The organism is Xanthobacter sp. NM-25, assembly GCF_022138605.1.
Lineage (GTDB): Bacteria > Pseudomonadota > Alphaproteobacteria > Rhizobiales > Xanthobacteraceae > Xanthobacter.
The window spans coordinates 241,604-267,029 of record NZ_JACBFS010000003.1 but is presented as its reverse complement, the minus strand read 5'-3'; the positions used below and the strand labels follow the sequence as shown (position 1 = coordinate 267,029).

Here is a 25,426-nt window from a genome sequence, read left to right as displayed (position 1 = left end):
CATCGTGCCCGCCGCACTCACCCGTCGCACCCTGCTCGTCTCCAGTGCCGCCACGGCCCTTGCCGGCCTTGGCTGCGCCGGCCTGTCCACGCCGGCGGGCGCCACCGCCCTGACCCTCGCACAGACGCTGGAGAGCGTGGAGCGCCGCAGCGGCGGCCGCCTCGGCGCCGTCATCCAGGATACCGCCAGCGGCCAGACCTGGCGGCATCGCGCCGAGGAACGCTTTCCCCTCACCAGCACCTTCAAGGCGTTCGCCGTCGCCGCCGTGCTGGCGGAAGTGCACGCGCGGCGCCGACGGCTGGATGAGATCATTCGCTATACCGCGGCCGATCTCGTGCCCTATTCCCCGGTCACCAGCCAGCATGTGGCCACCGGCATGAGCCTGTCCGCTTTGTGCGCAGCGGCACTGGCGGTGAGCGACAATACGGCCGGCAACCTGCTGCTGATGCAGATCGGCGGGCCGGTGGGCCTCACCGCCTTCATGCGGGGCATCGGCGATTCCGACACCCGGCTGGACCGCTGGGAAACCGCCCTCAACGAAGCGAGCCCCGGCGACCCGCGTGACACCACCACCCCGCAGGCGGCCGCCGCCAGCCTATCGCGCCTGCTGCTGGGCGACACCCTGCTCCCCCCAGCCCGCGACCTGCTGACCGGCTGGATGATCAATGATCAGGTGGCCGGGCCGCTGCTGCGGGCCGGCTTTCCCGCCGGCTGGGTCACCGCCGATCGCACCGGCGCCGGCGGCCACGGGTCCCGCGCCATCATCGCCGTCTCCTGGCCCACCGGCCCCGGCGGCCGCAAGCCCATCGTGGCCGCCATCTACCTCACCCAGACCAAGCTCACCATGGACGAGCGCAACGCCGCCTTCGCCGAGATCGGCCGGGCCATCGCCGCCGCGGTCATCTGAGACGCCGGTTCACGAACGCCCCTTGGTCGCCTTGCGGAAGACGAGGCAGAGGTTGTTGGCCGGCATGTCCGTCACACGGGCCAGCATGAGGCCAGCGGCGGCGGCGCAGGCCTCCACATCCTCGAGTTGGCGCAGGCCCCAGCGCGGATCGCGCCGGCGCAGGTCCGCGTCGAACGCCGCATTGCTCGGTGCGGTGGCCACGCCCGCCCGCAGATAGGGCCCATAGGTGAGCAGCACGCCGCCCGGCTTGAGAGCGGCGGCCGCGCCGCGCATGAGCCCCTCGGTGGCCGCCCAGGGGCTGATGTGGATCATGTTGATGCACACCACCGCATCCATGGTCTCCGGCGCATCCAGCGGCCAGGACGGGGCGACGGCATCGAGCGCCAGAGGCGGCGCCACGTTGGACAGGCCCTCGGCCGCCGCCCAAGCGGCAATGGAGGCGCGGGCATCGGGCGCGGCATCGGTCGGCTGCCAGAAGATATCCGGCCGCTGGCGGGCGAAGAAGAGCGCATGCTCGCCGCTGCCGCTGGCCACCTCCAGCACGCGGGCGGCACGGGGCAGCAGGGGTGACAGCACCGCCAGGATCGGCTCGCGGTTGCGAGCCACCGAAGGCGCCGAGAGGCGGGCGGTGGGAGCAAGATCGGCCATGAAACCCCTCGAACGCGGACCCAACGGAGACGACCCGGCACCGGCCCGGCCGCCCGCCTTATAACCCGCCGCGGGCTCCGCTGACGACCGCTCCCGCCCCCGCTCGCAACGCAAGGTAAGAAAGGGTGATGGCGGTTTCGCCCGCGCGCCTTCAAGACGCGGGGGCTTTGCGGTAGTCTGACGTCATGCGACAGCTCCGCTTCAGAGCACCGCGCCCCTTTGCCGACGCGGCCCCCGGTCCCCTTCCGGCGGCGCTCCGCGCAGTCGGTCACCGGCTGAGCAGCAAATTCATACCTCTTGACCCACGCCCCCCCGCACGGAGCATCCGCGCCGCGTCCATCGCGTCTCGAGATCGGGGAACTGACGTTCCGGCACGGCGATGGCTCCGCTTCCGCTGTCTGGCGCTGGGACTCGGCCTATGGACGCTTGCACCCTTGGCGCCGGCCTTTGCCGCGGAGACGTCGTGCGCGCCGCAGGCCACCCCCGCCGGGCGACCGGACGCCACTGAGGCGACGGGTGCGACGCCCTCGGCCGACAGGCCGCGCATGGTGCAGCTGGAAGATGACGGCAGCCTGCGGCTGTCGGACGGCCGGCGCCTGGTGCCCATGCAGGTCGTGCTGCCGGTGCGCTTTGGCGCTGACGCACCGCTCTGGGCCGGTGCCCGCGCCGCCGTCTCGAACCTCGCCGGTGTGCCCCTGCGCCTCGGCGCCACCTCCACCGATCGCCACGGCCGCCTCATCGGCGCGGCGTGGCTGGACGACACTTCCGCCGGGCAAAACGAAAATGGCAGCACCGGCGAGAGCCTCGCCCTGGCGCTGGTGCGCGCGGGCGCCGCCTATGCGGATCCCACCCCCGCCTGCACCGACAGTCTTCTGGCGGCGGAAGACGCGGCCCGCCGGACGGCGCGTGGACTGTGGCAGGCGGCCGGCGCGCGCCCCGGCACCACGGATATTGAAGGCCTCAGCGCCCGCGCCGGTTTGTTTTCCGTAGCGGAAGGCCGCATTCTGACGGTTGGCGTGCGCCGGGATCGTACCTATCTGAATTTCGGTGACAGCTGGCGGCAAGACTTCACCGTCATGATGGCGACGGCGGATTTCGCCACAATCTTCGGGCATGGCCTAGATCCCGCCATGTTGCGTGGCACCATGGTGCGCGTGCGCGGCGTGGTGCGCGAACAGGGCGGGCCGGCCATGGTGGTGAAGACCGCCGCCGCGGTCACGCGGCTGGTGGATGACGATACGGAGCGATCGGCCGATCGCCGGGGGAAGAGGCAGTGAGCGTGAGCGGGCGGACCGCACCGGGGCAAGCGTGCCCGTGCCGCAAGGCGCGGCCGCTGGCGCATGCCCGCTGGAGCCGCTGGGCGCTCGCCGCCGTGGTGCCCCTGTTCCTGACCAGCTGCGCCAATGTGGACCTGGACCAGGCGAGCGTGCCCCTCTCCTCCGGCGCCGCCTCCGAATATGCCGGCATGACCCCCGCCCAGCAGCGCGAGCACGAGCGGCTGGTGGCGAGCTATGGCGGCACCTATGACGATCCGGAACTGAAGGCGCTCATCCAGCAGGTGGTGGAACGGCTGGTGGCGGCATCTGAGCGGCCGGACCTGAAGTACCGCGTCACGGTCCTCAACTCGCCGGCCATCAACGCCTTCGCCCTGCCGGATGGATCGCTTTACGTCACCCGCGGCCTGCTGGCGCTGGCCAACGACACCTCCGAAATGTCGTCGGTGCTGTCCCATGAGATGGCCCATGTGATCGCCCGCCATGCCACCATCCGCGAGGACCAGGTGAAGCAGGCGGTGCTGGTGAGCCGGGTCATCTCCGATGTGGTGAACGACCCCGACCTCGGCGCCCTCGCCATGCAGAAGAGCCGGCGCACCCTCGCCTCCTTCTCCCGCGGGCAGGAGCTGGAGGCGGACGCCATCGGCGTCGGCATCGCCTCGCGCGCGGGGTTCGACCCCTATGGCGCCTCCCGCTTCCTGACCGACATGGGCAAATATGCGGAGATCCGCTCCACGGCGCTGGGCGGCTCGTCCTCCTCCACCACGCCGGACATGGACTTCCTCTCGTCCCACCCGGCGACGCCGGAGCGCATCTCCATCGCCATCGCCAACGCCCGCCAATATGCCACCCCCGGCTCCGGCGAGCGCGACCGCGCGCTCTATCTCTCCGCCATCAACGGCATGGTCTATGGCGACGACCCCAAGGAAGGCTTCGTGCGCGGGCGCAAGTTCTTCCATCCCAAGCTGGGCTTCACCTTCACCGCGCCGGATGGCTTCTCGCTGGAGAACACCTCCCAGGCGGTGCTGGGCGCCACCGGCTCTGGCCGCGAGGCGCTGCGGCTCGACGCGGTGCGGGTGAACCCCGACCAGTCGCTGGCCCAATACCTCTCTTCCGGCTGGATCGACGGGGTGGAGATCAACACGGTGGAGACCCTCTCGGTGAACGGCTTTTCCGCCGCCACCGCGATCGCCCGGGGCGATCAGTGGTCGTTCCGCATGTTCGCCATCCGCTTCGGCTCGGATGTCTACCGGCTGATCTTCGCCGCCCGCGAGCTGACGCCGGAGCTGGACAAGCAGTTCCGTGCCGCCGCCACCACCTTCCGCCGGGTCTCCCTCAACGAGGCGGAGACGGTGAAGCCGCTGCGGGTGCGGGTGGTCTCGGTGGGCCTGGGCGACACCGCCGACAAGCTCGCCGCCCGCATGCAGGTGCCCGACCGCCACATGGAGCGCTTCCTGGTGCTCAACGGGCTCGAGAACGGCAACAAGATCAAGTACGGCGACAAGGTGAAGATCATCTCCGAATAGGCCCGCCGAGTCGCGCCGGCCACCCCCTGCCCGCCCCGCAAAGCTGCACCCGCGCTCGCCTTCGCGCCGGTGCTTGCGGTCTGCCGATCCGACGTGGAATAATAGAGGCCGGCCTGGGGTGCCGCGTGCGCACGCGGCTGAGATCATACCCATCGAACCTGTCTGGATCATGCCAGCGTAGGGAGGTGCCGATGAGCGAGAGCTTGTCGCCTGTGTCTTCGTCCCCGTCTTCCCTCGCCACCGCGCGACCCGGGATCGCTCCCCGCGTCGCCATCGTCGGCGGCGGGGTGATGGGTCTTTCGCTCGGCTGGCAACTGGCCGGCGCGGGCTGCGCCGTCTCCCTGTTCGAGGCCGGCGAGACCGGGCGCGGCGCCAGCCACGCCGCCGCCGGCATGCTGGCCGCCTGCGCCGAGGCCGAGCCGGGGGAAGAGGAGTTGCTCGCCCTCAACCGCGCCAGCCAGGCCCTGTGGCCCGCCTTCGCCGCCGAGCTCGAGGCCGCCTCCGGCGCAAGCGTCGACCTGCGCACCGAAGGCACCCTCACCATCGGCCTCACCGCCGACGATGGCGCCCGGCTGCGCCATCTGTTCGCCTTCCAGACATCCCTCGGCCTCCCCGTTCAGTGGCTGACCGCCGCCGAGACCCGCCGGCGCGAGCCGCGCCTTGCCGGCCAGCTGTCCGGCGCCATCCTCACCGCCGAGGACCACCAGGTGGACAACCGCAAGGTGGCCGCCGCGCTGAAGATCGCCGCCGCCCGCGCCGGCGTCTCGATCTTCGAGCACAGCCCCGTCGCCAAGGTGGCCACCAGCGGCGGCCGGGTGCTGGGCGTGGTGGTGGGCGAAGAGCTGAAGCCCGCCGATGTGGTGATCCTCGCCGCCGGTGCCTGGAGCCGGGGGGTGGACATCACCCCCGCCGCGCCGCTGCCGGTGCGCCCGGTGAAGGGGCAGATGCTGGCCCTGCGCATGGATCCGGCCGCGCCCCTCCTCAACCATGTGATCTGGGCGCCGGGTTCCTATCTGGTGCCGCGCCGCGACGGCCGGCTGATCCTCGGCGCCACCACCGAGGAGAAGGGCTTCGACACCGACCTGACCGCCGGCGGCCAGCTGGCCCTGCTCACCCACGCCTGGCGCGCTTTGCCGGGGCTGGAGGAGCTCTCCATTCACGAGCAATGGGTGGGCTTCCGCCCCGGCAGCCGCGACGATGCCCCCATTCTCGGCCCCAGCGCCGAGGTGGAGGGGCTGGTGTTCGCCACCGGCCATCACCGCAACGGCATCCTGCTGCTGCCGGTGACCGCCCGGCTGGTGGCGGATTTCGTCCTTTCCGGCCGGCTCGATCCTTTGGCCGCGCCCTTCGAGGCCGGCCGCTTCGCCCCCCGGGCCGCCGCAGAATGAGCCCCGCCATGACCGTGCCCGCCCTCGACCTCACCGTGAACGGCGCCGCTGAGGCGCTGAGCGTCGTCACCGTCAGCGACCTTCTGGACGCCAAGGGCATCGATGCCACCCGCAAGGGCATCGCGGTGGCCCGCAACGGCGCGGTGGTGCCGCGCCGGGCCTGGACCGACACCCGCCTCGCCAGCGGCGACACGCTGGAGATCATCACCGCCAAGCAGGGCGGCTGAGCCGGCGCACGACAACGAGAAAAGCCATGACCGATCTCCTTTCCGACGACCCGCTCGTCATTGCCGGACGCAGCTTCCGCTCGCGTCTGTTCCTGGGCACCGCCGGCTATCCCAACCAGAAGGTGTTTCTGGATGCGCTGGCCGCCTCGGGCGCCGAGATGGCCACCGCCTCCATCCGCCGCATCAGCCTTGCCGGCTATGAGGAAAGCCTCACCGATCTCCTCTCCGGCCGGGTGCACATTCTGCCCAACACCGCCGGCTGCCAGACCGCCAAGGATGCGGTGCTCACCGCCGAGCTGGCGCGCGAGGCGCTGGACACCAATTGGGTGAAGCTGGAGGTGATCGGCGATCGCGAACTGCTCTACCCCAATGTGGAAGAGCTGCTGAAGGCCACCGAGGAGCTGGTGAACGCCGGCTTCGTGGTGCTGCCCTATTGCAATGATGATCCGGTGACCTGCCAGAAGCTGGCGGACCTCGGCGCCGCCACCGTGATGCCGCTGGGCTCCATGATCGGCACCGGGCTCGGCATCGCCAATCCGCACATGATCGAGCTCATCTGCGCCCGCTCGCCGGTGCCGGTGGTGCTGGATGCCGGCCTCGGCACCCCGTCCGATGCGGCGCTGGCCATGGAGCTGGGCTGTTCGGCGGTGCTGCTCAACACGGCGGTGTCGAAGGCGCTCGATCCGGTGCGCATGGCGGCGGGCTTCCGCGCCGCGGTGGATGCCGGCCGGCTCGGCCGCCGCGCCGGGCGCATTCCCCGCAAGCTCCATGCGGAGGCCTCCAGCCCCGAATTCGGCCTCGTGGGCAGCTGAGCCCATGCTGCCCCGCCCGCCTCTGCTCGTCATCACCGATCGCAGCCAGGCGCGGGGCGACCTTGCCGACATCATCGCCGCCGCCTGCGCCGCCGGCTGCCGCTGGTTCAGCCTGAGGGAAAAGGACCTGCCGCAGGCCGAGCAGATCGCCCTGTTCGCCCGCCTGCGCGCCGTCACCCGCCCCACCGGTGCCACCCTCACCCTGCACGGCCCGGCAACGCTGGCCGCCGCCGCCGGGGCCGATGGCGTCCACCTTTCCGCCGGCAGCGACCCGGCCGCCGCCCGCGCGCTGCTCGGCCCGGGAGCCCTCATCGGCCTGTCCACCCACACCCGCGCGGAAGCGACGGCCGCCGACCCGGCCCATCTCGACTACATCACCCTGAGCCCGCTCTTCCCCACCCCCTCCAAACCCGGCTACGGCCCCGCTTTGGGCCTCCCCGGCCTCACCGAGGCCGCCGCCACCGCCCGCGTCCCGGTCATCGCCCTGGGCGGCATCACCGCCGCCACCGCCACCGCCTGCCGCGCCGCCGGAGCGGCCGGGGTGGCGGTCATGGGCAGCGTGATGCGGGCGGGGGACGTGGGGCGGGAGGTGCGGGGGGTGGTGGTTGGCGCGGGTTGCCCCTAAGCGGAAACCAGCGGTGTATGGATTTGGGCATTCACCTATTTGGCTCGTACGACAAGAACGGGCCGAGAACCGCCCATCCGTCGTGAGATAGAACGACAGAATGGTGGACATGTCGGCATTTGCTCTTACTGGGATGTAGCGGCCCAAAGCATCCTTTAGGCACGAATTACCCGGCCCTCACCAGGACAGCCAGAAAGATTGCCATACGCTCCAGACCTCCTAGTGCCCGCTATCGTTTTAGCGTCAATATTAAACACTTCTCAATCAATGTCGGCGATTTTTGTTAAAAACAATCATCGCATGGCAATCATGAAATCTCCTCGCTTCGACATACGCGCACAGAAACTACAATCTATATTTTCACCTGAAAATATAGAGCGAATATGGAATTATAAAGTAAAAAAATCTATTCGAGAACAATTTATTTGTGACGGTATAGAAAATTTTGATTTTCATATATATCGAAAATCTGAAAGTACAAAATTATCTAATCTAATACTATCGGGAGAATACACGCCGCAAAAGGCACAAAGAATACTCGTTGAAAAGAGCAAGGGTCTCTGCAGGCAACTCGTCATTCCAAGTGTACGGGACGCCATCGTGTTGCAGTGCCTATCTGACGCCCTATACTCTGAGATCAAAGGAAAGGCACCTACGAGCAGGGCCTTCTTTGAACCGAAGGATCACAAATTTTCGTCGCCACCTAGCGGTTATGGCACATTTGCATCTTGGCTTAATTTCCAGAAGGAACTTTTTCAGTTTTCGAAAACACGCAAGTTCATTGTCGTGACGGACATCGCAAACTACTACGACAGCATTTCCTACGTCCATCTCCGCAACGCGATTTCTTCGATCAGCGGAGTGGATGAATGCGTGATCGACATGTTAATCTACGTTCTTGGTGACCTGCTTTGGCAACCTGACTACACTCCCCGCATCGAGGTCGGCTTGCCGCAAATTAATCTCGATGCACCTCGTCTGCTCGCGCACTGCTTCCTCTATGAGTTAGACTCTTACCTTGCCAGCGACAGCAGACGCGATTTCGTGCGCTTCATGGACGACATAGATATTGGTGTCGACACGATTGTCGAGGCTAAGCAGGCGCTGAAGACGGTTGATCTTGTACTACAGACAAAGCAGGTTCGCTTAAACAGCGGCAAAACGATCATTCTCCAACAATCTGACGCCATTCGACATTTTCGAATTTTCGAGAACGTGCGCCTAGATACAGTAACGACTAGCGTCGATTATCGGCTAAAACACGGACTTCCGCTAGATAGGCAGCGCGCTCTTATTGAAGCTAGAATCCGGAAAGGGCTTCGCAAAAAATCGTTTGAGACAGGAAACGGTGAAAAGATCCTCAAGCGATGGCTAGGTCTCGCAACAAAAACAGGCGCCATATTAAATCCAGATACGCTTGAAGATCTTATTAAACGGAGACCATCTGTTCGGGAAAATATCTACTCCTTGATAAGAAGCCGCCCCCTGACTCCGTCAATCGCAGCCGTCTTAGCAAGGGCTTGCCAGTCGGGTCTTCTGGTGGACGACGCAGCAATGGTCGAGATGTCGAATTATCTTGTTGAGACGTTCATTAAAACAAGGCACTGCCACCCAATGATTGAATCCATCATTGAAAGCAGCGACGCACATACCTATTTCGGACTCTATTGTAGACTATGGCTTCAGTCGAAATATGGAACTACCACTCAGATTCTTAAAACTCTTCAAGACACCCGTGAAATTTGGGTTCCGCACGACCGGCTAGGACGTCTGGCAGCATCATTCTTTCCATTGTTTCTCGATTCACCGGACGAGGAGCCTTTAAAGAACCTTCTTGCGGGCACCCTAAACGCCGGTGTGCGAGAATCCTATAGATTCCACAAAAAGCTTGCCAAGGACCCCTCGACCTTTAGGGCAATGTTCGACATCTTAAAGGCACCCAATCCGTCCCGCGGAACCGGTATAACTCATGCGAAATTCCTTTGCCTCTTATCTGCTCTCAAAAATACCGTCGCACCGCCAGCTCAGATCAATACCCTAAGAAATAACCATTTTCGTGCATTTGAAGACACCTACTACAAGGCAATCGGCAGGCGTCTCGGAATCTAATTCATTTGATCGTCGACATGTATTCATCCGCTTTGATTTATTCCCAGTTGAGGATCTGGAAGGCCCGCGGTGACAAGCATGTATCAAAAGCGTCTAGCATCAGAGGCACCCTGTCAAAGCAGGAGCCGAGTCCGCTTTGCGCCAGAGGCAAAGCTTGCCTCTAAGATTGTTAAGAAGCGCAAAGCCGAACGCCCCTGATCAAGCTACGCCTCAATATCCGCCCTGCTCCCTACGCCGGCAGCACGACCACCTTCGTCTTCACCGGGGTGCGGGCGTAGAGGTCGAGCATGTCTTGGCTCAGGAGGCCCACGCAGCCGCTGGTGACGCCGCTGCCGATGGATTCCGGGTCGCTCGTGGCATAGATGGTGTAAAGGGTGTAGTTGCCGTTCTGGTAGAGATAGAGGGTGCGCGCGCCCAACGGGTTGTCGAGGCCGCCGGGCATGCCGCCGGCGTATTTGGCCGCCTCGGGCTGGCGCTTGATCATCTCCTTGGGCGGGGTCCACACCGCCCATTCGCCCTTGCGGCCCACATAGGCATCGCCGCTCCAGCGGAAGCCGTCGCGGCCCACATTGGCGCCGTAGCGGGTCGCCATGCCGTCGTCCTCGATGCGGTAGACGTAATAATTGCCGGGATCGACGATGATGGTGCCCGGCGCTTCCTTGGTCTCATAGCGCACGGTGCGGCGGTAGTATTTGGGATTGACCTTGCTGAGGTCCACCGCCGGAATGGGGAACTTCTCTTCCGGCACCGGCCCATAGACCTTCTGCGCCTCGGCGAGGGTCATGCCATCCACCCCGGCGCAGCCGGCGAGCCCCAGCGCGCCGAAGCCGAGGGCCGAGCCGACCAGGAAGCTGCGGCGGCTGAGGGCGCCCGCGCACGGCTGCGGCGCGGCGGCCTGTTCACTCACGCCGCCGGCGGCGGTCCCACAATCCTTGATCATGACCTGGCAAACCCCTGTCCCGTGGCCCGGCGCGGCACCCCGCCAGCCCCGTGTCGGGCGGAGAGTGCCGCCACACGGCGCCGCTGGCAAGCGCAAGCGCCATCAGGTCGCCCCTGAGGCGCGCGCGCTTGCCCTCGCTGCGCCACTGACACCGAGATCACGGCAGCAGTGAGGTGGCCGGCGCGCCGCGGGCGTGCCGCGCATCGCCTGGCGCCGGCCCGTCTCCGCCGCGGGCTCAGGTGGCCGGCTGCTGGGCGGGGCCCTGCCCTTCCGCGCCATGTTCGGGCGCCTCGGTCACCAACTGGGAGGCGGGCGACTGCACCAGCAGCAGATAGCGCTCGAACTGCACCAGCACATCCGCCAGCAGCTGCTCGCGGCTCATGCCCATGACATCGTAGCCACGGCCCCCATTGGAGAAATAGGTGCGCGCCTCATAACGGAAGTCGGGCTTGGCGGCTTCATAGGCGGAAAAGGTGGGCAGGCGGCGGGCCACCGGCATCACCCCATAGACGAAGTCGCGCACCCCGTCCGCCGGGGCCGTGAGGGCCACGGCGCCATTCTCCTCGCGCACCTCGGCCGGCCGGCCCCGCCGGGTCAGCTCCACGGCCACCTGCTCCAGCGCCGGCCGGGCCTGGGTGGCGATGAAGGCTTCCACTTCCTTCAGGTCTGGCGAATGCAGGATGAGCGCGAGCCGGCGCTGCCAGGTGAGGCCCGAGGCCGGGTGCGCGGGGGCCGGCGCCGCCGGCTGCGCGGCCTGCGCCTCCCGCTGCGCCACATCCGCCCGCATGCCCACGAACAGCGCCCACACCAGCGCCAGCATCACGAAGGTGAAGGGCAGCGCGCTGGCGATGGTGGCCGATTGCAGCGCGCCAAGGCCCCCGGCCAGCAGCAGTGCCGCCGCCACGCCCCCTTCCAGCGCGCACCAGAACACCCGCTGCAGGGTCGAGGTCTCGGTGGCGCCGCCGGCGGCGATGGCATCCACCACCAGCGAGCCGGAATCCGCCGATGTCACGAAGAAGATGGCGACCAGCGCGATGGCCAGGGTGGAGGTGACGGGCGACAGCGGCAGATATTCAAAGAACTGGAACAGGCCCACGGACACGTTCTGCGCCACATCCGCCGCCAATTGGCCATTGGCCACCGTGGTGTCGATGAGGATGGCGGTGTTGCCGAACACGGTCATCCAGAAGAAGGTGAAGCCGGCCGGAATGAAGAGCACCGCCACCACGAACTCGCCCACCGTGCGGCCGCGGGAGATGCGGGCGATGAACATGCCCACGAACGGCGACCAGGAAATCCACCACGCCCAGTAGAACAGCGTCCAGCCATCGATCCAGGGGGTCGGCTGATAGGCGTAGATGTTGAAGGTGCGCAGCAGCAGGGTATCGAGATAAAGGCCGATGTTCTGCACGAAATCGCGGAACAGCGCCTCGGTGGGGCCCACCACCAGCACGAACAGCATCAGCGCGATGGCCAGCACCAGATTGGTCTCGGAGAGGATGCGCACCCCCCGATCCAGCCCCGAGACCACCGAGACGGTGGCGCAGCAGGTGATGACCGCGATGAGCGGCAGCTGCACCTCGATGCCGATGGGAACGCCCAGCAGATAGTTGAGGCCGGCATTGATCTGCGACACGCCCAGCCCCAGCGAGGTGGCGATGCCGAAGATGGTGCCGACGATGGCGAAGATGTCCACCGCATGGCCGATGGGGCCGTTGATGCGGTTCTTCAGCAGCGGATAAAGGCCGGAACGGATGGTGAGGGGCAGGTTGTAGCGATAGCCGAAATAGGCGAGCGAGAGGCCCACCACCGCATAGATCGCCCAGGCATGAATGCCCCAGTGGAAGAAGGTGACCGTCATCGCCTCGCGCATGGCGGCCACGGAGCGCGGCTCGGCGGTGGGCGGGGTCATGAAATGGGTGATGGGCTCACCCACCGCATAGAACATCAGGCCGATGCCCATGCCGGCGGCGAACAGCATCGCCACCCAGGAGGTGAACTTGAAGTCGGGCACCGCATCATCCGGGCCGAGCTTGAGGCGGCCATACCGGCCCACCGACAGGATCAGCACCGCCGCCAGGAAAATGCCGACCGCCAGCAGATAGAGCCAGCCGAAGGCCGAAAGAATGGAGCTCTGCAGCTGCGAGAAGATCTCGCCCGCGCGGTCGGGCGCGACGACGCCGACCATGAGAAACATGGCAATGAGCAAAACAGAACCGAAGAACACGGGCGGGTTGATGACAATGCGGCTGAACATGACTCCCCTTGCGATCTATTGTGGGCTGATATGCGGCCAATAAACACCATAATCCGGCCAGATTCCACCCATAATCGCCTATAATTTCTATAAATAACAAATACATAATAATGATAAATTTATATAATTGAAAAATCATATTATCTTACAGATTAAATATTCTTTCTGATCTCTGGGGCTTCATTCATGTATTTCGGTTCTATGACGACTTGCGGCACATGCGTCATTTCTGCATGAGACTGGTGCAGCGCGCCGGCCCCATGACCTTGCCCAGAGCACCCCCGTGGGGGCTCTTCAGTGCGCGCATCCGGGCAAAGCTGCGCACGCAAAAAAACAAGGGCGCAACCTTGCGGCCGCGCCCTTCGGGATGTGCACCGGGTCCATTGCGGCGTCGGCCTCAGGCCTTCAGCCAGCCCTCCACGGCCGCCACCTCCGGCACGCCGCCGGCGTGGACCACCTTGCCGTCGATGACCACACCGGGGGTGGAGAGGATGCCGAATTTGGCGATCTGCGCGTAATCGGTGACCTTTTCCACGGTGACGTCCACGCCCAGGCGCGCGGCGGCATCGGAAATCAGCTTCTGGGTCGCCTCGCAGCGCTTGCAGCCGGAGCCCAGCACTTTCACGTCCCTCATGGCACGTCCTTCCCTCGATCAGGAAAACAACAGGTTGAACAGATAGCCCACCATCAGGATGCCGCCGCCCACCACCGCCAGGAACACCGCGATCAGCCGCAAGGTGAGCACCTTGCGCAGAATGATCATCTCCGGCAGCGACAAAGCGATCACCGACATCATGAAGGCGAGGGTGGTGCCCAGGGCGGCGCCCTTGTCCAGCAGCGCCTCGACAATGGGAATCACCCCCGCCGCATTGCTGTACATGGGAATGCCCACCAGCACCGCCGCCGGCACCGACCACCAGGCATCGGCGCCCATGATCCTCGCCATCAGCTCGGCCGGTACATAGCCATGAATCAAGGCCCCGGCGGCGATGCCGACGATCATCCAGATCCACACCCGGCCGACGATGTCGCGCACCGCCTCCAGGCCCAGCTTCAGACGATCAACAAAGGACAGCCGCCCCTGCGGCAACGACAGACCCGCGCCAACCTGGATCTCCTTCACCCAATCCTGCAGCCAACCTTCCAGCTTCAGCCGGCCGATGACCCAGCCGGCGACGATGGCGAGGGCGAGCCCGAACGCCAGATAAGTCAGCGCCACCGGCCAGCCCACCAGAGCGAACAGCAGCCCCAGGGCCACCTCGTTCACCATGGGCGCGGCGATGAGGAAGGAGAAAGTGACGCCCAGCGGCACCCCGGCGGACACGAAGCCGATGAACAGCGGCACCGCCGAGCAGGAGCAGAAGGGTGTGAGCACACCGAGCCCCGCCGCCAGCACATTGCCCAGCCCCTCGCACTTGCCGGCCAGCAGCGCCCGCGTCTTCTCCGGCGAGAAATAGCTGCGCACCACCCCCATGGCGAACACCACCAGGGTCAACAGCAGAATGACCTTCGGCGTGTCATAGAAGAAGAAGGCGAGGGCCGAGCCCAGCCGGCTCTGCGGGTCCACCGGCAGCAGCGAGACCAGCCACGCCGAAAACGGCACCAGCTGGCTATAGGCCAGCACCCAGGCGACCAGCGCCAGCCCCACTCCGGCGCCCCACATCCAGGCCGGCGCGCCCGTGTCGCGCCCGCGCGGCGCGTTCAGGGTGTCGATGCTCATGCGCAGGTCCTTCCCGTGGCGGGGGGGGGCGCCGAAGGGGCGGACGAGAGCGGGGCCACCGCGGCCACGACAGCCTCCAGGATCCGCGCCACGCCTTCCGGCAGATCCGGATGGAGGCGATAGCGCACCCATTGGGCATCGCGCCGGTCGATCACCAGCCCCGCCGCCTTGAGCACGCCCATATGGCGGGACACGCGCGATTGGGTCGCCGCCAGCCGCTCCATCAGCTCGCAGGCACAATGCTCGCCGCCATCGCAGATGATCTGCATGGCACCGAGCCGCGTGGGCTCCGCCAAGGCGGCGAGGATCTGGGGCACATCCATCTTGCTTACATCCGCATATGCGTTCTCACGCATATAAGATGGCACCCGGTGCGTCTTCAAGCCCTCTCGGCCGCGGGATGGCGAAAATGTCGGGGCCCCGCTCGGCGCGCGAAACACGCGCAAAGAAAAAGGGCGCGACCTTGCGGTCGCGCCCTCTTCAACGTGCCGGCAGGGCCTAGACCCTTCCGAAGGCGTGTGCCCTCAGAAGTCCATACCGCCCATGCCGCCCATGCCGCCGCCCGGCATCGCCGGCATGCCGGCGTCCTTCTTCGGCAGCTCGGCGACCAGCGCCTCGGTGGTCACCAGCAGGCCAGCCACGGAGCCGGCGTCCTGCAGCGCGGTGCGCACCACCTTGGCCGGGTCCACGACGCCAGCGGCGACGAGGTCCACATATTCCTCGGTCTGGGCGTTGAAGCCGAAGTTCGGATCGGTGGCCTCGAGCACCTTGCCCACCACGATGGAGCCTTCCACGCCGGAGTTCTCGGCGATCTGGCGGATCGGGGCCTCAAGGGCGCGCAGCACGATCTTGATGCCGGCCTTGATGTCGGCGTTGTCGGAGGTGAGAGCCTCCACGGCGCCCTTGGCGCGCAGCAGGGCCACGCCGCCGCCGGGGACGATGCCTTCTTCCACCGCAGCGCGGGTGGCGTTCAGCGCGTCGTCCACGCGGTCCTTCTTCTCCTTGACTTCCACCTCGGTGGAGCCGCCCACGCGGATCACGGCCACGCCGCCGGCCAGCTTGGCGAGACGCTCCTGGAGCTTCTCACGGTCGTAGTCGGAGGTGGTGGTCTCGATCTGCGCCTTGATCTGGGCGACGCGGGCCTCGATGTCGGCCTTCTCGCCAACGCCGTCCACGATGGTGGTCTTTTCCTTCTCAAGGATGACCTTCTTGGCGCGACCGAGCTGGGCGAGGGTCACGTTCTCGAGCTTGATGCCGAGATCTTCCGAGATCACCTGGCCGCCGGTGAGGATGGCGATATCCTCGAGCATGGCCTTGCGACGATCACCGAAGCCGGGCGCCTTGACCGCAGCCACCTTCAGGCCGCCGCGCAGCTTGTTGACCACCAGGGTGGCCAGGGCCTCGCCTTCCACGTCCTCGGCGACGATCACCAGCGGACGGCCGGACTGCACCACGGCCTCGAGGACCGGCAGGATCGGCTGCAGGGCGGTGAGCTTCTTCTCGAAGATGAGGATGTAGGGCTCTTCCAGGTCGGCGATCATCTTCTCCGCATTGGTGATGAAGTACGGAGAGAGATAGCCGCGGTCGAACTGCATGCCCTCGACCACGTCGAGCTCGGTCTCGGCGGTCTTGGCTTCCTCGACGGTGATGACACCCTCGTTGCCGACCTTCTGCATGGCGCCGGCGATCATCTCGCCGATGGAGGAGTCACCGTTGGCGGAAATGGTGCCGACCTGGGCCACCTCGGCGGAGGAGGAGACCTTCTTGGCGCGGGACTGGATGTCCTTGAGGGCCGCGACCACGGCGAGGTCGATGCCGCGCTTCAGGTCCATCGGGTTCATGCCGGCGGCAACCGCCTTGGCGCCTTCCTTGACGATGGCCTGGGCCAGCACGGTGGCGGTGGTGGTGCCGTCGCCGGCCAGATCATTGGTCTTGGAGGCGACTTCGCGCACCAGCTGGGCGCCGAGGTTCTCGAACTTGTCCTCGAGCTCGATCTCCTTGGCCACCGACACACCATCCTTGGTGATGCGGGGGGCGCCGAAGGACTTCTCGATGACCACGTTGCGGCCCTTGGGGCCCAGGGTCACCTTGACGGCGTTGGCGAGGATATCCACGCCGCGCAGCAGCTTCTCGCGCGCGTCGGCAGAAAACTTGACTTCTTTGGCAGCCATCACGGCCTCCTTATGAAACGTGCGGAAAAAGGCTCAGACACTCTCTCGCGATCAGCCGATCACGCCGAGAATGTCGCTCTCCTTCATGATGAGGAGGTCCTGGCCGTCGATCTTCACCTCGGTGCCCGACCACTTGCCGAACAGCACCCGGTCGCCCGCCTTCAGGTCGACGGGAACGAGCTTGCCGGCCTCGTCACGGGCGCCCGGGCCCACGGCGATGACCTCGCCCTCCTGGGGCTTTTCCTTGGCGGTATCGGGGATGATGATGCCGCCGGCAGTCTTCTGCTCGGCTTCGATGCGCTTGACGACGACGCGGTCGTGCAGGGGACGGAAGGCCATGGGTCTATTCCTCTCGGACCAGAATGAGCGGCGCGAAACGCCGCTCCCAACGCTGCTGGCACTCTCAAGACAAGAGTGCCAAGCCCGCCGCGGAGATAAGCAACCCCTCCGGCCACGTCAAGGCGCCGGCGACAAACTTCATCGCCACCTTCACCTGTGCTTTCACCGCCATGGGCAAGGAACGGTGGCGGGATACGAAGCGGTAACCCTGCCGCCATATGGTGGTGCACACCGGACGGCACCAGGGGGCGGGCCTGAGGGGCGCCTGAAGCGGCACCTGAAGCGACACCTGCGCCAGCCGGTCTTCCGCGTGCGGCGGCATCGACGGGAGAGCAATCAGCCATTATGGTCGGTGCCCGTCCGTCGGTGTACGGCGGATCCTGGGAGCAGACCGGAGTCGAGACGGCGAAGGCCACGGAGTTATTCATGAAACTTACGCTTGCACGGCCGACCGTGCGCCCTGCGCACCATCGTCGTGCCGCAATGGCCGGAATCATGGCGGCGGCACTTGCCCTGACCCTCGCCGCCTGCAGCACCACTCCCACCGAACCGCCCCCGCCCGCAGCGCCACAATATACGAGCCCGATCGCGCCCGACCGCCTGGTGGGCCGCTGGGGCCTTGCCGCCTATCACCGGCCCGACGACGCCGGCCGCACCGAGGCCCAGGCCAAGGAGCAGTGCTCGAACCCCTATGTGATCACTGCCGGCCCCAACGGCGGCGTGATGATGTATCTGGCCGACGACAACAAGCTCACCGAAGTGGTGTCCAAGCAGGTGCCCGGCGGTCCCGTCTATATCGGCCCGCCCGGCGAGCCCGCCGGCAGCCAGGCCGACCGCCAGATCATGCGCTTCGACGGCAACGTGCTGGTGCTGCGCTGGGTCGACCCCGAAGTGGCCAAGCGCTACGGCACCATGGTTTACGTGCGCTGCCGCTGAGGCCTCGGTCTACGTGCGCGACCACTGAGTCCCGCGCGCACTGCTGAGATTGAGATCGGCGCCTGAATGCGCCCCTTCGGGGGTCCATTCAGGCGCCGCTTTCGTTTTCAGCTCATACACCGCGCATCAGCTTTGAATTATGATAATAATATTTTATAATAATAATATTTCGATCTATATTTTATTGAATAGCTTCAATGTGAGCTCAAAGCAATCCAACTGAATTGATGTCGATCAATCGATCGCGTATCTCACCAATACGCCTCGGATTCGACATATTCAGCGACATTGAGATGATTGCTATTCTTTTCTCTTCCGCCACGATCTCCCGGACCGCCCCCGCCCCGGCAGCCACCCTTCGTCGTCTCAGCCGGTTGATGGCGGCCACGGCGCTCGGCGGTGGTGCGCTGCTCGCCGCCACCGCGACCCATGCGCAGGACGCCTCTCCCCTGGAACTGCCGACCCTCAATGTGGAAGGCGCCGGCGACACCGCCTGGGGCCCGGTGGATGGCTATGTGGCCACCCGCAGCGGCGCCGGCACCAAGACCGATACGCCGCTGATCACGACGCCCCGCTCCGTCTCCGTGGTCACCCGCGAGCAGATGGACGACCGCGCGGTGCAGAATGTGATCGACGCCGTCTCCTACACGTCCGGCGTCGTCACCGGCGCCTATGGTTATGATCCACGCTTCGACGACATCTATATCCGCGGCTTCTCCGTCACCTCCCGCGGCGATTTCCGCGACGGGCTCGCCCAGGCGGCCGGCAATTTCGCCTATTGGCGCACCGAGACCGAGGGCCTGGAGCGCATCGACGTGATCAAGGGACCGGCGGGCGTGCTCTATGGCCAGACCGTGCCGGGCGGCCTCATCAACCGCATCTCCAAGATGCCGGTGGATACCCCCTTCGCCAATGTGGAGCTGCAGGGCGGCTATCCCCAGTGGTGGCAGGCCTCGTTCGACCTCGGCGGGCGCGCCAAGGAGGATGGCAGCGTGCTCTACCGCCTGGTGGGCGTGGGCCGCGACGCCCAGGGCAACACCGCCTTCAATTCCAACGACGCGCTCTATCTGGCGCCGTCCATGACCTTCCAGAACGACAGCACCCGCCTCACGGTGCTGGCCGACATTCTCGACATCAAGCTGCCCGCCAGCACCTATTTCTACCAGCCCAACGGCCACCTCACGAAGATCCCGGTGGGGACCAATTACAACGCCATCGAGCAGACCCAGGAGCAGGTGGGCTACCGGCTGGAGCACGATTTCAACGACAGCTGGACCGCGCGCCAGAACGTGCGCTACGGCCATATCGACAATCACAGCTACTGGATGTTCCCCACCGGCGCGGTCTCGTGGCCGCTGGTGGGCCTTTATGCCGCCAACTACAAGGAAACCCTGGATACCTTCCAGGCCGACAACCAGATCGAGGCCAAGTTCGCCACCGGCGCCATCCAGCACAAGGTGCTGGGCGGCCTCGACTATCTGTGGGGCAACAGCAATTATGGCGATGGCTACGGCTATTTCGCCTCGCCCCTCAACCTGCTCAACCCCACCGCCGACAATCAGGTCCTCGCCCCGGCCATCACCAGCCGCATCGGCGTGACCATCAATCAGCTGGGCCTTTATGCGCAGGACCAGATGACCCTGGGCGGCTGGCACCTCACCCTCGGCGGACGGCAGGATTTCGTCACCCAGGACATGTCGAGCCTCACTTATGGCACCGACATCGCCTCCCGCGATGACCAGGCCTTCACCTGGCAGGCGGGCCTGCTCTACGAGTTCGACATCGGCCTGTCGCCTTATGTGAGCTACGCCACCTCGTTCCTGCCCTCCAGCAATGTGGATGCCTCCGGCCAGCTGCTGCAGCCCTCCGAGGGCCAGCAGTATGAGGCGGGCGTGAAGTACCAGCCCAAGGGCGGGCGCAGCTTCTTCACCGTCTCCCTCTACCAGATCAAGCAGACCAACTACGCCGTTCCCGACCCCATCTCCTATGTCTACAGCCCGGTGGGCGACATCCGGGTGCGCGGGTTCGAGGCGGAGGCGCTGGTGGAGATGGCCCAGGGACTCGATCTCACCGCCGCTTATACCTACACCGCCGGCAAGATCCTCAGCAGCGCCGACACCGCGACCATCGGCAACACGCCCCTGAACATGCCCACCCACGTGGCGTCCCTGTGGGTGAAATACATGGTGCCGGACGGCGCCCTGAAGGGCTTCGGCGGCGGCCTCGGCATCCGTTACCTGGGCGAGTTCTATTCGGACAATTACAACACCTACAAAAACCCCGCCCAGTACCCGGTGGATGCGGCGCTCTATTACGAAAAGGACGCCTGGAAGTTCGCCCTCAACGCCAAGAACCTGTTCAACCAGGAAAAGGCGCTGGACAATGAGGGCTATTGGTATTGGCAGCAGGGGCGCACCATCCTCGCCTCGGCCAAATACCGCTGGTGAGCGCCATGGGCGCTCCCGCGACCTCTGTTCCGGCGCGACGCGGTGGCGGGCTGCGCCCGGCGCTGGTGTGGGCCCACCGCATCCTCGGCCTCGCCACCGCTGTGTTCCTCATCTGCGCCGGCCTCACCGGCGCAGTGCTGGCGTTCTATGCGGAGATCGATGCCGCGCTGAACCCGGCCGCCTATCGCGCCACCGCCGAGGGTCCGCCCCTGTCGCCGGAGGCCCTGGCGCAGCGCATCGATGCCGGCGCCCCCGACCGCGCTGTCTGGTACATGATGCTCGACCATGAGCCGGGCCACGCGGTACTGGCGGTGGCCGCCGGCAAGGTGGATCCCAAGACCGGCGAGCAGGCCGAGCTCACCACCGACTGGTTCAACGTGGACCCGGTGAGCGGCGCGATCCTGGCCGAGCGGAAATGGGGCGCATGCTGCTTCTCGCGCCTGAACTTCGTGCCGTTCCTCTACGAGTTCCACCACAACCTCAGCCTGCCCGGGGTCTATGGCATCCTCTTCATGGGGGTGGTCGCCATCTTGTGGTTCATCGACGGCTTCATCGGCCTTGCCCTCACCTTCCCGCGCGGGCGGCCGTTCCTCGCCAAATGGCGACCGGCCTTCGCCATCAAGGGGGGCAGCCGGTTCCGCCTGAATCTCGACCTGCACCGGGCCGCCGGCCTGTGGCTGTTCGTGCTGCTGATCGTGGTGGCCTTCACCTCCATCACCATGAACCTGCGCCCGCAGGTGGTGGAGCCCCTCGTTTCCCTGTTCTCGAAAGTGACCCCGACGCCCCTCTCCGGCGCGCCGCTGGAGCGGTTGCGCGATCGCACCCTCTCCTATGACGTGGCAATGGAGGCGGGCATCAAGGAGGCCCGCGCGCGGGGCTGGGACGAACCGCCGAGCGAGATCTTCTATTCCGCCCATTTCGGCATTTTCGGCGTCGCCTTCGGCGATCACGACGATCCCATGGACACCCGCTGGCTCTATTTCGACGGCGAGACCGCCGCCCCCAGGGGCGACTTCCTCCCCGGGGTCGGCACCGCCGGCGACATCTTCCTGCAGATTCAATATCCCATCCACTCGGGCCGCATCTTCGGCCTCACCGGCCGCATCATCATCGCGGTCACCGGCGTGGTGGTCGCCCTGCTCGCCGGCACCGGCATCGCCGTGTGGTGGATGAAACGGGCGGGGCGCAGGTCGAGGGCGAAGAAGGCGGTCGCTCAGGGCGCTGCGGCACCGGTGCCGCAGCGGGGATAAGCTCAAGGGGCTGACGTGCGGGGCGCGTCAGCGCGCGGCCCTGGGGACTGGCGGCGCCCTCAATCGTCCATCTTCAGCGCGGCGATAAAGGCTTCCTGGGGGATCTCCACCTTGCCGAACTGGCGCATCTTCTTCTTGCCCTCCTTCTGCTTGTCCAGCAGCTTGCGCTTTCGCGTGATGTCGCCGCCGTAGCATTTGGCGGTCACGTCCTTGCGCAGGGCCTTGATGGTCTCGCGGGCGATGATCTTGGCGCCGATGGCGGCCTGGATGGGGATGTTGAACAGATGCTGGGGAATGAGATCCTTCAGCTTCTCGCACATCACCCGGCCGCGCGCCTCCGCCCTCGTGCGATGCACCAGCATGGAGAGGGCGTCCACCGGCTCGCCATTCACCAGGATCGACATCTTCACGAGATCGCCGACGCGATATTCAGTGATCTGGTAGTCGAACGAGGCATAGCCCTTGGAGATGGACTTCAGCCGGTCGTAGAAGTCGAACACCACCTCGTTCAGCGGCAGGTCGTACGTCACCATGGCGCGCGCGCCCACATAGGTGAGCTCGATCTGGTTGCCGCGCCGGTCCTGGCAAAGCTTCAGCACCGCGCCGAGATACTCGTCCGGCGTCATGATGGTGGCACGGATCCACGGCTCGCGGATCTCGGAGATCTTCACCACATCCGGCATGTCGGCCGGATTGTGCAGGTCGATCACCGTATCGTCGGTCATCTGGATTTCGTAGATGACCGAGGGGGCGGTGGCGATGAGATCGAGGTTGAACTCGCGCTCCAGCCGCTCCTGGATGATCTCCAGGTGCAACAGGCCCAGAAACCCGCAGCGGAAGCCGAAGCCCAGCGCGGCCGAGGTCTCCATCTCGAAGGAGAAGCTGGCGTCGTTGAGGCGCAGCTTGCCCATGGCGGCGCGCAGGTCCTCGAAATCCGCAGCATCCACCGGGAACAGGCCGCAGAACACCACCGGCTGGGCCGGCTTGAAGCCCGGCAGGGCCTCGGCGCAGGGGCGCTTGTCCTCGGTGATGGTGTCGCCGACGCGGGTATCGGCCACTTCCTTGATGGAGCCGGTGAGAAAGCCGATCTCGCCGGGGCCGAGCTCGGCCATGGCCACCATCTTGGGGGTGAACACGCCCACCCGGTCCACATCATAGACCGCGCCCGAGCCCATCATCTTGATGCGCTGGCCCTTCTTCAGCACGCCGTCGATGATGCGCACCAGCACCACCACGCCGAGATAGGTGTCGTACCAACTGTCCACCAACAGCGCCTTCAGCGGCGCCGCGCGGTCGCCCATGGGCGGCGGCAGCTTGGTGACGATGGCTTCCAGCACCTGGTCCACATTGAGACCGGTCTTGGCGGAGATGCCGATGGCGCCGGAGGCATCGAGGCCGATCACGTCCTCGATCTGCGCCTTCACCTTTTCCGGCTCGGCGGCGGGCAGGTCCACCTTGTTGAGCACCGGCACGATGTCGTGATTGTTGTCGATGGCCTGGTAGACGTTGGCCAGGGTCTGCGCCTCCACCCCCTGGGAGGCGTCCACCACCAGGAGCGAACCTTCCACCGCCGCCAGCGAGCGGTTCACCTCATAGGCGAAGTCCACGTGCCCGGGGGTGTCGATGAGGTTCAGCGTATAGGTCTCCCCATCGTGCGCCTTATAGGAGAGGCGGACCGTCTGCGCCTTGATGGTGATGCCGCGCTCGCGCTCGATATCCATGGAATCGAGCACCTGGTCGGTCATCTCGCGCTCGGAGAGCCCGCCGGTGATCTGGATCAGGCGGTCGGCGAGGGTCGACTTCCCATGGTCGATATGGGCGACGATGGAAAAGTTGCGGATGTTCTTCTGGGCGCTGGCGGTCATCCGCGCCGCATAGCACCGGCCAGGGGCGGCCACAAGGCGCCGTTCACCGCCGCGCGCTCGCGCGCCCCGCCCTCCACGGCTATCGCCAGGGGCGCGCCGCCCGCCTACGCAGTTTCCCGCACTTGTCCGCTATTTCCATTGGGACATAGCTTGTTCCAGCTCAATGCGGTCCTGCGCCCGATGGGACGTGATGTTTGATCACGTTTGCCGGATTGACTGATTTTTTGGAGGTTTGCGGTGTCCATTGCCGAGAGCGCGGCCGCGCCCGCCGAATCCTCAGGCCCCGTGGCCTTCTTCAAGGCCCAACACCAGGGCTTTGTCGCCACCCTCGCCGGCCACAAGGCGCAGGCCGACCTCATCGACCGCATCTGGATGCAGGCCTTCACCTCTTTCGAGCGCAATGTGGAGGATCAGACCCTTGGCCTGCCGGCCCTCGCCTGCCGCAAGGGCTGCGGCACCTGCTGCCAGATCCTGGTGGCGGCCACTGCGCCGGAAGTGCTGATGGTGGCCCGCTACGTACGCGCCATGGCCACCGGCTTCAAGTCTGTGGGCATCGACCTCGTGGACCGGCTCACCACCGCCGCCGATTTCGTCGAGCCCTCGGGCAAGGTGCGGCCCATGGCGCTGGTGCGCGAATGCCCGTTCCTGGCGGAAGGGATCTGCGTCATCTATCCGGTGCGGCCCATGGCCTGCCGTGGCCACGCCTCGTTCAACGAAGACGCCTGCGTCTCCGCGCTTGAGGGCGGGGCGGAAGAGGTGCCGGTCTCCGAGCCCCACCGCACCGTGCGGGCGCTGGTGCAGAACGCCCTGCAATCGGCCATGCGCGACACCGGCTATGCCTGGGGCCTTTATGACCTGGTGGCGGCCCTGAAGATCGCCCTCGCCCATCCGGAAGCCGAAGCCGAGTTCGCCGCCGGCGGCGACCCCTTCGCCCCCGTGGCCCTCGACGCCGTAAGCCGCGACGAAATGGAACACACCTTCGACCGGCTGAAGAACTGAACCCTACCCTTCCGCCTTCTGCGGGCGGGTCATCAGGGCCTCGATGGCGGCGTCGATGGACAAGCGCTGCTGCAGCACGGCGTCGACAGCGGCGCTCACCGGCATGTCGACGCCTTTCAGAGCCGCCATTTCCACCAGCACGCTGGCGGTGAAGGCGCCTTCCGCCAGCTTGGCCGGCGTCGCCGTGCCCGCGCCCAGCGCCGCGCCGAAGGCGAAGTTGCGGGATTGCGGGCCGGAGGTGGTGAGGATGAGATCGCCGAGGCCCGAGAGGCCGGCCATGGTCTCTCCCCGCGCCCCATAGGCCCGGGCAAAGCGCGTCAGCTCGGCAAAGCCGCGGGCCACCAGCGCTGCCCCGGCACTCGCGCCCAGATGCCGCCCGGCGACGATGCCGGCGGCAATGGCCAGCACATTCTTGGTGGCGCCGCCAATCTCCACCCCGCGCACGTCGGTGGAGTGGTAGAGCCGGAAGGTGGAGGAGCCCAGGGCCGCGCACAACGCCTGCGCGAGCGTGGCATCGGCGCTGGCCAGGGTCACCGCCGTGGGCAGGCCCGCCGCCACGTCGCTGGCGAAGCTGGGGCCAGAGAGCACCGCCGGCATCGCCGCCGGCGCCTCGGCGGCAATGGCCTCGGTAACAAAGGCGCGGCTGCCGCGCTCAATGCCCTTGGCGCAGGACACCACCGGCGTGCCCGGCGCCATCATCGGCGCCAGCGCCCGGGCCACCACCCGGCATGCCTGCGCCGGCACCACCAGCAGCACCGCATCGCAGCCCGCCGCCTGCGCCAGATCGGCGCTGGGCGTCACCCGCGCATCGAGGGCGATGCCGGGCAGCGCCGCGCGGTTCTCGCGCGCCGCCACCATCTGCGCCACCTGCGCGCCATCGCGGGCATAGAGCACCACGTCGCGCCCGGCGCGGGCCGCCGCATTGGCGAGCGCGGTGCCCCAGGCCCCGGCACCCACCACACCGATGGTGGAAAAGCGGGTCACCG

The 25,426-nt window shown here is 66.2% G+C and carries 22 protein-coding genes and 1 riboswitch; of the genes, 12 read left to right on the top strand and 10 right to left on the bottom strand.

Features of this window, described 5'->3' with window-relative positions:
• Positions 1-31 precede the first annotated feature (31 nt).
• Entirely contained in the window at positions 32-907 is an 876-nt protein-coding gene (gene bla, locus MEU52_RS10075; protein WP_443266755.1) for a class A beta-lactamase, read from the top strand.
• Positions 908-916: 9 nt separating this feature from the next.
• Here bla and MEU52_RS10070 read toward each other — a convergent pair whose 3' ends face one another.
• Positions 917-1,555 (bottom strand): DUF938 domain-containing protein, encoded by a 639-nt coding sequence (locus tag MEU52_RS10070; RefSeq protein ID WP_238121149.1) that lies wholly within the window; start codon positions 1,553-1,555, stop codon positions 917-919.
• Positions 1,556-1,989: 434 nt separating this feature from the next.
• Here MEU52_RS10070 and MEU52_RS10065 point away from each other — a divergent pair, with 434 nt between their 5' ends.
• The 7 genes from MEU52_RS10065 to MEU52_RS10035 all read left to right on the top strand — a co-directional run bounded on the left by MEU52_RS10065 (position 1,990) and on the right by MEU52_RS10035 (position 9,516).
• The gene (locus MEU52_RS10065) at positions 1,990-2,832 is read left to right on the top strand and encodes a thermonuclease family protein (protein ID WP_238121148.1); all 843 of its coding nucleotides are present in this window, start codon (positions 1,990-1,992) and stop codon (positions 2,830-2,832) included.
• Between the two features lie 2 nt (positions 2,833-2,834).
• Complete coding sequence (locus MEU52_RS10060) at positions 2,835-4,355, top strand: M48 family metalloprotease (RefSeq protein WP_238121147.1); 1,521 nt, start codon at positions 2,835-2,837, stop codon at positions 4,353-4,355.
• Between the two features lie 104 nt (positions 4,356-4,459).
• Positions 4,460-4,556, top strand: a riboswitch (TPP riboswitch).
• Positions 4,547-5,743, top strand: coding sequence for a glycine oxidase ThiO (gene thiO, locus MEU52_RS10055; protein WP_238121146.1), 1,197 nt, complete (start codon positions 4,547-4,549; stop codon positions 5,741-5,743). It overlaps the preceding riboswitch by 10 nt.
• 8 nt (positions 5,744-5,751) lie before the next feature.
• The gene (thiS, locus tag MEU52_RS10050; RefSeq protein WP_238121145.1) at positions 5,752-5,970 is read left to right on the top strand and encodes a sulfur carrier protein ThiS; all 219 of its coding nucleotides are present in this window, start codon (positions 5,752-5,754) and stop codon (positions 5,968-5,970) included.
• A 26-nt stretch (positions 5,971-5,996) separates the two neighbouring features.
• A complete protein-coding gene (locus tag MEU52_RS10045) occupies positions 5,997-6,782 on the top strand; it encodes a thiazole synthase (protein WP_238121144.1) in 786 nt (261 codons plus the stop codon).
• A 4-nt stretch (positions 6,783-6,786) separates the two neighbouring features.
• Positions 6,787-7,407: a thiamine phosphate synthase gene (locus tag MEU52_RS10040; protein ID WP_238121143.1), complete on the top strand. Its 621-nt coding sequence runs from the start codon at positions 6,787-6,789 to the stop codon at positions 7,405-7,407.
• Between the two features lie 222 nt (positions 7,408-7,629).
• A complete protein-coding gene (locus MEU52_RS10035; RefSeq protein ID WP_238121142.1) occupies positions 7,630-9,516 on the top strand; it encodes an RNA-directed DNA polymerase in 1,887 nt (628 codons plus the stop codon).
• A 229-nt stretch (positions 9,517-9,745) separates the two neighbouring features.
• Here the strand turns inward: MEU52_RS10035 and MEU52_RS10030 are convergent, their stop codons facing one another.
• The 7 genes from MEU52_RS10030 to groES all read right to left on the bottom strand — a co-directional run bounded on the left by MEU52_RS10030 (position 9,746) and on the right by groES (position 16,943).
• Positions 9,746-10,456, bottom strand: coding sequence for a L,D-transpeptidase (locus MEU52_RS10030; RefSeq protein WP_238121141.1), 711 nt, complete (start codon positions 10,454-10,456; stop codon positions 9,746-9,748).
• Positions 10,457-10,691: 235 nt separating this feature from the next.
• Positions 10,692-12,713, bottom strand: coding sequence for a BCCT family transporter (locus MEU52_RS10025; protein WP_238121140.1), 2,022 nt, complete (start codon positions 12,711-12,713; stop codon positions 10,692-10,694).
• Positions 12,714-13,110: 397 nt separating this feature from the next.
• On the bottom strand, positions 13,111-13,347 hold the full coding sequence (locus MEU52_RS10020) for a thioredoxin family protein (RefSeq protein WP_238121139.1): 237 nt from the start codon (positions 13,345-13,347) through the stop codon (positions 13,111-13,113).
• A gap of 18 nt (positions 13,348-13,365) precedes the next feature.
• Positions 13,366-14,376 carry a permease gene (locus tag MEU52_RS10015; RefSeq protein ID WP_238121415.1) on the bottom strand — a complete coding sequence of 337 codons (1,011 nt, stop codon included), beginning with the start codon at positions 14,374-14,376 and terminating at the stop codon, positions 13,366-13,368.
• Between the two features lie 53 nt (positions 14,377-14,429).
• Positions 14,430-14,756 (bottom strand): ArsR/SmtB family transcription factor, encoded by a 327-nt coding sequence (locus MEU52_RS10010; RefSeq protein WP_238121414.1) that lies wholly within the window; start codon positions 14,754-14,756, stop codon positions 14,430-14,432.
• Between the two features lie 201 nt (positions 14,757-14,957).
• Positions 14,958-16,604 carry a chaperonin GroEL gene (groL, locus tag MEU52_RS10005; protein ID WP_238121138.1) on the bottom strand — a complete coding sequence of 549 codons (1,647 nt, stop codon included), beginning with the start codon at positions 16,602-16,604 and terminating at the stop codon, positions 14,958-14,960.
• Positions 16,605-16,655: 51 nt separating this feature from the next.
• The gene (groES, locus tag MEU52_RS10000) at positions 16,656-16,943 is read right to left on the bottom strand and encodes a co-chaperone GroES (protein WP_238121137.1); all 288 of its coding nucleotides are present in this window, start codon (positions 16,941-16,943) and stop codon (positions 16,656-16,658) included.
• A gap of 426 nt (positions 16,944-17,369) precedes the next feature.
• Here groES and MEU52_RS09995 point away from each other — a divergent pair, with 426 nt between their 5' ends.
• The 3 genes from MEU52_RS09995 to MEU52_RS09985 all read left to right on the top strand — a co-directional run bounded on the left by MEU52_RS09995 (position 17,370) and on the right by MEU52_RS09985 (position 21,576).
• Positions 17,370-17,879 (top strand): hypothetical protein, encoded by a 510-nt coding sequence (locus tag MEU52_RS09995; RefSeq protein ID WP_238121136.1) that lies wholly within the window; start codon positions 17,370-17,372, stop codon positions 17,877-17,879.
• 293 nt (positions 17,880-18,172) lie between these two features.
• Complete coding sequence (locus MEU52_RS09990) at positions 18,173-20,326, top strand: TonB-dependent siderophore receptor (protein WP_238121135.1); 2,154 nt, start codon at positions 18,173-18,175, stop codon at positions 20,324-20,326.
• 5 nt (positions 20,327-20,331) lie between these two features.
• On the top strand, positions 20,332-21,576 hold the full coding sequence (locus MEU52_RS09985; RefSeq protein ID WP_238121134.1) for a PepSY-associated TM helix domain-containing protein: 1,245 nt from the start codon (positions 20,332-20,334) through the stop codon (positions 21,574-21,576).
• Between the two features lie 59 nt (positions 21,577-21,635).
• On the opposite strand, the gene lepA is transcribed toward MEU52_RS09985, so the two are convergent.
• Positions 21,636-23,441: a translation elongation factor 4 gene (gene lepA, locus MEU52_RS09980; protein ID WP_238121133.1), complete on the bottom strand. Its 1,806-nt coding sequence runs from the start codon at positions 23,439-23,441 to the stop codon at positions 21,636-21,638.
• A 237-nt stretch (positions 23,442-23,678) separates the two neighbouring features.
• Between lepA and MEU52_RS09975 the strand changes: the two genes are divergently transcribed.
• Entirely contained in the window at positions 23,679-24,440 is a 762-nt protein-coding gene (locus tag MEU52_RS09975) for a YkgJ family cysteine cluster protein (RefSeq protein WP_238121132.1), read from the top strand.
• Positions 24,441-24,443: 3 nt separating this feature from the next.
• Here MEU52_RS09975 and MEU52_RS09970 read toward each other — a convergent pair whose 3' ends face one another.
• Positions 24,444-25,424 (bottom strand): NAD(P)H-dependent glycerol-3-phosphate dehydrogenase, encoded by a 981-nt coding sequence (locus MEU52_RS09970; protein ID WP_238121131.1) that lies wholly within the window; start codon positions 25,422-25,424, stop codon positions 24,444-24,446.
• Between the last annotated feature and the right edge of the window lie 2 nt (positions 25,425-25,426).

Coding starts and splice junctions, on each gene's coding strand:
- MEU52_RS10070 (WP_238121149.1), bottom strand. CDS start 1,555: ATGGCCGATCTTGCTCCCACCGCCCGCCTCTCGGCGCCTTCGGTGGCT.
- thiO (WP_238121146.1), top strand. CDS start 4,547: ATGAGCGAGAGCTTGTCGCCTGTGTCTTCGTCCCCGTCTTCCCTCGCC.
- thiS (WP_238121145.1), top strand. CDS start 5,752: ATGACCGTGCCCGCCCTCGACCTCACCGTGAACGGCGCCGCTGAGGCG.
- MEU52_RS10045 (WP_238121144.1), top strand. CDS start 5,997: ATGACCGATCTCCTTTCCGACGACCCGCTCGTCATTGCCGGACGCAGC.
- MEU52_RS10040 (WP_238121143.1), top strand. CDS start 6,787: ATGCTGCCCCGCCCGCCTCTGCTCGTCATCACCGATCGCAGCCAGGCG.
- MEU52_RS10030 (WP_238121141.1), bottom strand. CDS start 10,456: ATGATCAAGGATTGTGGGACCGCCGCCGGCGGCGTGAGTGAACAGGCC.
- MEU52_RS10025 (WP_238121140.1), bottom strand. CDS start 12,713: ATGTTCAGCCGCATTGTCATCAACCCGCCCGTGTTCTTCGGTTCTGTT.
- MEU52_RS10020 (WP_238121139.1), bottom strand. CDS start 13,347: ATGAGGGACGTGAAAGTGCTGGGCTCCGGCTGCAAGCGCTGCGAGGCG.
- MEU52_RS10015 (WP_238121415.1), bottom strand. CDS start 14,376: ATGTGGGGCGCCGGAGTGGGGCTGGCGCTGGTCGCCTGGGTGCTGGCC.
- MEU52_RS10010 (WP_238121414.1), bottom strand. CDS start 14,756: ATGGATGTGCCCCAGATCCTCGCCGCCTTGGCGGAGCCCACGCGGCTC.
- groL (WP_238121138.1), bottom strand. CDS start 16,604: ATGGCTGCCAAAGAAGTCAAGTTTTCTGCCGACGCGCGCGAGAAGCTG.
- groES (WP_238121137.1), bottom strand. CDS start 16,943: ATGGCCTTCCGTCCCCTGCACGACCGCGTCGTCGTCAAGCGCATCGAA.
- MEU52_RS09995 (WP_238121136.1), top strand. CDS start 17,370: ATGAAACTTACGCTTGCACGGCCGACCGTGCGCCCTGCGCACCATCGT.
- MEU52_RS09990 (WP_238121135.1), top strand. CDS start 18,173: ATGATTGCTATTCTTTTCTCTTCCGCCACGATCTCCCGGACCGCCCCC.
- MEU52_RS09985 (WP_238121134.1), top strand. CDS start 20,332: ATGGGCGCTCCCGCGACCTCTGTTCCGGCGCGACGCGGTGGCGGGCTG.
- lepA (WP_238121133.1), bottom strand. CDS start 23,441: ATGACCGCCAGCGCCCAGAAGAACATCCGCAACTTTTCCATCGTCGCC.